This is a genomic window from Bradyrhizobium sp. (genome assembly GCF_049586575.1).
Taxonomy (GTDB): domain Bacteria; phylum Pseudomonadota; class Alphaproteobacteria; order Rhizobiales; family Xanthobacteraceae; genus Bradyrhizobium.
This window is the reverse complement of the sequence record NZ_JBAVCF010000274.1, coordinates 1-4,766: the sequence shown is the minus strand read 5'-3', so window position 1 is coordinate 4,766 and position 4,766 is coordinate 1. Positions and strand designations below refer to the sequence as shown.

Below are 4,766 nucleotides of genomic sequence, written 5' to 3'. Positions count from 1 at the left end.
GTTGCCGGAATCGAAAAGAAGAGCAGGGTACTGAGCAAAGACGAGCGGTTGCGGGTTGCCTATCACGAAATGGGCCATGCTCTGGTTGCTGCAAGCCTGCCGGGTGTCGATCCCGTCCAGAAAGTATCTATCATTCCCCGCGGCGTCGGCGCGCTGGGCTATACGATGCAACGGCCGACCGAGGATCGCTTCCTGCTGACGGCGAGTGAGCTCAAAAATCGGATTGCCGTGCTCATGGGAGGCCGGGCTTCTGAAAAGATGATCTTTGACGGCGATTTCTCGACGGGAGCTGCCGACGATCTGCAGCGGGCGACAGAAATTGCCATTGAGATGGTCACCAAATACGGAATGGATGAAAAAGTCGGGCAACGGACTTATGCGCCCCGGCCGCAGACCTTCTTGGCGGCTGCGCAGGACGCAATCGTCAGTGCGGCAGAGGCGACCGGACGGGAGATCGATTTGGCGGTGCGCGACCTGATCGAAGAAGGTGGAGCATGCGCCCGTGCGATCCTGGAAAAACGCCGAACCGATCTTGATACCGGCGCCCAGCTTTTGATCGCAAAAGAGACACTGACGGCGGAGGAGTTTGAGCCCCTACGGCAGGCTGCCTCGCGCAAGGTTTGCCTTGAAAGCGGCTACTTGATCTGAAACGTCCAAGGTAAGTTGGACTCACGAGTGCCCACTTTCCGGCACTAGTCGCGGTCTTGGCGGAACTGGTCGAACTTCTCTTTCTGGGCGCCGATCCGGCAAGTGCGCGCCATCCTTGCCACCACCGTTCCCTGGACGATCGAGGACGTTGCGAACTGCGGAATCGGGACACTAGCTCGCGAGACTGCCGCGCTCGCATCCGTCAGCCTTGGCCGACTCGGCGGAGCGGGTCCACGATCTCGTGATGAAGCCGCGAATGCTGGCGAGGATCCTGCCATCGTCGAGGTCGCCGTGGCCGCCGAGCGGAAAACGGACGAAACATTTTGGCGACTTGATGAGGCTGTAGAGGCGCTGCCCGAACGAGATCGGGATCGTGTCGTCCTTGTCCCCGTGGAAAATCAGCACCGGCGCAGTCACCTTTTCGATGAGCCAATCCGAATGGAATTGATCCTTGAGCAACCACCGCACCGGCAGGAGCGGGTAATTCATGGCCGCGACGTCGGCGACGGAAGTGTAGGGTGCTTCCAACACCAGCGCCTTGATCTTGCGTTCGGCTGCGAGCCAGACGGCGACGCCGGTGCCGAGCGAATGTCCCCATAGAACGATGCGGTCCGGCCTGATCTGATGATCGGCGGCGAATGCGTAAGCCGCCGCGGCGTCGAGATGCATGCCGTCTTCGGACGGGCTTCCGGTCGACCCTTCGTAGCCCCGGTATGAGACCGCGAGCAGCCCGCTGCCGTCGGCCACGAGCATCCGGTCCCGGCTGACGCGCCAGTTCAGGGTGTCGCCGTTGCCATGGAAATAGATGAAAAGCGGTTTGTCGGGCTTGGGCGCCACGTACCAGGCGACCAGACGCTCGCCGTCGGAGGTGTGCAGCGCGACTTCCTGCGCCTCGGGGAAACCCGCCTCGGCGGCGGTAACGTGGTCCGCCAGCTTCGGAAATACCAGCGACCGCTGCATCGCATACATACCGACGCACACGGCAACGTAAGCCAACACCGTGGCGGCACCGGCCCATTTCGAAAATTTCAAGGTGAATCGCAAAATGGCAAGCATGAAATCCCCTCCAAATTACCAGAATAGATGGTTGCAGGCGGAGCGGGAAGCAAGGCGCAGCGATGGTAAATCGGCGCGCGTTCCAGCGGTAAAATTATTGACCTTTGTCAACGCGGGCCGCCTCGTTTTGCGCGATCAAGGCCACGCTGCCGGTTACCGCTGGCCGGCGGACGATCAATCGGACGGGATAGTTTGCTGTGCCCGGGGTCAAGGTGAATCCAGTCGAGATACCGCGCGACTTCAGGCTCGACCTCTATCGGGGATTTGCGCTCTGGCTCATATTCCTGGCCCACATTCCCGGCACCATCTTCAACAGGATCACACCGTGGAATTACGGCTTCAGCGATCCAGCCGAGGTTTTCATCTTCGTCTCCGGCTATGCCAACGCCTATGTCTATGGGCGCGTGATGGAGCAACGCGGTTTTCTGGCCGGCGCTGCGCAGATCGTACGGCGCGCCTTCGAGGCCTACGTCGCCCAGATTTTCCTGTTCGTGATTCTCATCGGTGAGGTGTTCTGGCTGGCGCAAGGCTCGCCCGTGCTCGAGCACGTCGCGAACATCCATGTGGTGCATGAACGGCCCGAGGAGAGCATCCTGGCGCTCATCCAGCTGAAGTTCATGCCGGTGAATATGAACGTGCTGCCGCTGTATGTCGTGGTGCTTGCGGTCTCGCCGGCTGTGGTTTGGTTGCTGCGGAAAAAGCCGGCGCTGGCGCTGGCGCTTGCCGCCACCGTTTATGCCGCCGCCAATTGGTTCGGGCTCAACTTCCCGTCTTTTCCCGGCGGATACTGGTACTTCAATCCGCTGGCGTGGCAGTTCTTGTTCGTGCTCGGCGCCTGGTGCGGCCTGGGCGCCGCCGGCTGGGTCTGGCCGCTGGTGCGGTCGCCCCTGGTGCTTACTTTCGCGGCTGTCTATGCCGTGTCGGTTTTCGTCTGGTTTCTCCCCTGGAATGGTCTGAACCTTGCCGCGTTCGTTCCGGAATGGGGGCTTTACGCGTTCGGCAAGACCAATCTCGGCGTTCTGCGCCTCTTGCACTTTCTCGCGCTCGCGATCGTCGCCGATCGGCTGGTTCCGCGTGACTGGCCGCCGCTGGCTTGGCGGGTTCTTCGGCCGCTCATTCTTTGCGGACAGCATTCGCTGGAGGTGTTCTGCCTCGGCGTGACATTGGCCGTCGCCGGACAGGTCGCAGCGATTGAGGCACCCGGCAGCGCCGTCATTCGTTTCCTGGTGGCGGCAAGCGGCATCGCGGTGATGGTTGCAGTCAGTGCGCTGTTGAGCTGGTACAACTCTACGCGCGTCTCGTTCCGGATCGTGGCCGAAGTTGTCGAACCCGAAGCGTCTGCTGCGAGGACGAAAATATCAACGGAGCCGGAAGGAGCCACGCCGAGCAAGATTAAATTAGCCGGATGATCGGCCTTCTTTGAGGCTGATCAAGATCGGTTCCCGATATGGAGGTATCCTGTAAAAAATTGGGTGATCGAACCATGCCACAAAGCTCCGCGTTCAGCCGTGACAGTAAGCGTAACCCGGCGGTGGTTTCGCGAGAGGTCTGGATACCGCCACGCGGTCTGGCCGGCACGTTGAACCGCCCGGACGGAGCTCGGGCATTGGTTATCTTCGCGCACGGCAGCGGGTCGAGCCAGTTCAGCCCGCGCAATATCCGGGTTGCGGAGGCGCTCAATCGCAGGGGGATCGCGACGCTGTTGTTCGACCTTCTGCTGCCTCAGGAAGAGGAGGATCGGCAGAATGTTTTCGACATCGCTCTGCTCGCCCAGCGGTTGAAGCAAGCGGTATGCCGGGTGATCGAGGAGCCAGACGTTAATTTCCTGCCGATCGGATTGTTCGGAGCGAGTACAGGCGCGGCCGCGGCTCTCGTCACGGCGAGCGGACTCGGTGATCGCATTGGCGCGGTGGTTTCCCGCGGCGGGCGACCTGATCTTGCCGGCGCCATATTGCCGCTTGTCAAGGTCCCGACACTCCTGATCGTCGGCGGTGCGGACTACGGTGTGATCGAACTCAACCAACAGGCCTTGGAGCACCTCGGAGGCGAAAAGAGCATTCAAATCGTTCCGGGTGCCACGCATCTCTTTGAAGAAACAGGCGCGTTGGACGCCGTCATTGAACTCGCCGCCGATTGGTTTGAAAGCCATCTGATGGCGGGAAATTCCAGCGCCACGAAAGCGGATCCTCGTAAGCCGGATGCACATCAATGATGGATTTCCAGGATAGATCGGATGCTGGGCACAGATTGGCCAAAGCGCTGTCAAGCTATAAGCACCGGCACCCCGTTGTCCTTGCTTTGCCGCGCGGAGGTGTCCCTGTAGCAGCGGAGGTTGCTGCAGCGCTTGATGCTCCCCTCGACTTGATCCTTGTTCGCAAGATCGGAGTGCCGACCCAGCCGGAGCTCGCGATGGGAGCGGTGGTGGATGGAACCGCGCCGATCGTTGTTCGCAATGAAGAGGTGATTGAGCTTTCCGGCACAACGGCGGACGAGTTCGACGCGGCATGTGCAAGGGAACTTGAGGAGATCGAACGCCGGCGCCAACTTTACCTCGGAGACCGCCCCCGGGCGGAGATCGCAGGGCAGGTGGTAATCGTCATCGACGACGGCATCGCAACCGGTGCAACAACAAGGGCAGCATTGCAGGCGATCCGCAACCGGAAACCGAGAGAACTGGTGCTCGCCGTTCCCGTCGCGCCACCCGACACGATCACGCAAATGCGCAGGGAAGTCGATGCCTTGATCTGCTTGGAGACGCCGGAATTATTCGGGGCCATCGGCTATTTTTATCGTGACTTTCGGCAGGTTAGCGATCAGGAAGTCGTGGCTATTCTGAAGCGCTTTCCGGCCAAGCGACCGACCTCAATCCCTTGATCCAGGTTGGCGAACGTCTTGCATGGGCTGCGAAGACGTGATTGAAGGCGGCACGATAGACGTCCTGCGCATGCGGCGGAAGGAGGTCGCTGACCGACGCAGGAAGATTGATATTGGTGCGGTACTTATCAAAAAATATCGGCTTCGACTTCTTCTGGCGAATGCCCGAATTTTGAAAGCGCTTCTTC

At 60.4% G+C, this 4,766-nt stretch carries 5 protein-coding genes and 1 pseudogene; 4 read left to right on the top strand and 2 right to left on the bottom strand.

What is annotated here, in order from left to right; all coding sequences use genetic code 11:
* Positions 1-648, top strand: a pseudogene (locus tag WB528_RS10520) (ATP-dependent zinc metalloprotease FtsH); the annotation flags it as partial.
* Positions 649-819: 171 nt separating this feature from the next.
* Here the strand turns inward: WB528_RS10520 and WB528_RS10515 are convergent.
* Positions 820-1,704, bottom strand: a complete 885-nt coding sequence (locus tag WB528_RS10515) for an alpha/beta hydrolase (RefSeq protein WP_423888353.1) — start codon at positions 1,702-1,704, stop codon at positions 820-822.
* A 197-nt stretch (positions 1,705-1,901) separates the two neighbouring features.
* Here WB528_RS10515 and WB528_RS10510 point away from each other — a divergent pair, with 197 nt between their 5' ends.
* From WB528_RS10510 to WB528_RS10500, 3 genes are read left to right on the top strand one after another with little or no spacing between them, the layout of a single operon-like run.
* Positions 1,902-3,113 carry an OpgC family protein gene (locus WB528_RS10510; RefSeq protein WP_423888352.1) on the top strand — a complete coding sequence of 404 codons (1,212 nt, stop codon included), beginning with the start codon at positions 1,902-1,904 and terminating at the stop codon, positions 3,111-3,113.
* A 38-nt stretch (positions 3,114-3,151) separates the two neighbouring features.
* A complete protein-coding gene (locus tag WB528_RS10505) occupies positions 3,152-3,916 on the top strand; it encodes a dienelactone hydrolase family protein (protein WP_423888351.1) in 765 nt (254 codons plus the stop codon).
* On the top strand, positions 3,916-4,578 hold the full coding sequence (locus WB528_RS10500) for a phosphoribosyltransferase (protein ID WP_423888355.1): 663 nt from the start codon (positions 3,916-3,918) through the stop codon (positions 4,576-4,578). The genes WB528_RS10505 and WB528_RS10500 overlap by 1 nt, the downstream gene beginning before the upstream one ends.
* On the opposite strand, the gene WB528_RS10495 is transcribed toward WB528_RS10500, so the two are convergent.
* Complete coding sequence (locus WB528_RS10495) at positions 4,532-4,690, bottom strand: ChaB family protein (protein WP_423888354.1); 159 nt, start codon at positions 4,688-4,690, stop codon at positions 4,532-4,534. The two genes, WB528_RS10500 and WB528_RS10495, sit on opposite strands and share 47 nt — an antisense overlap.
* Positions 4,691-4,766: the final 76 nt, after the last annotated feature.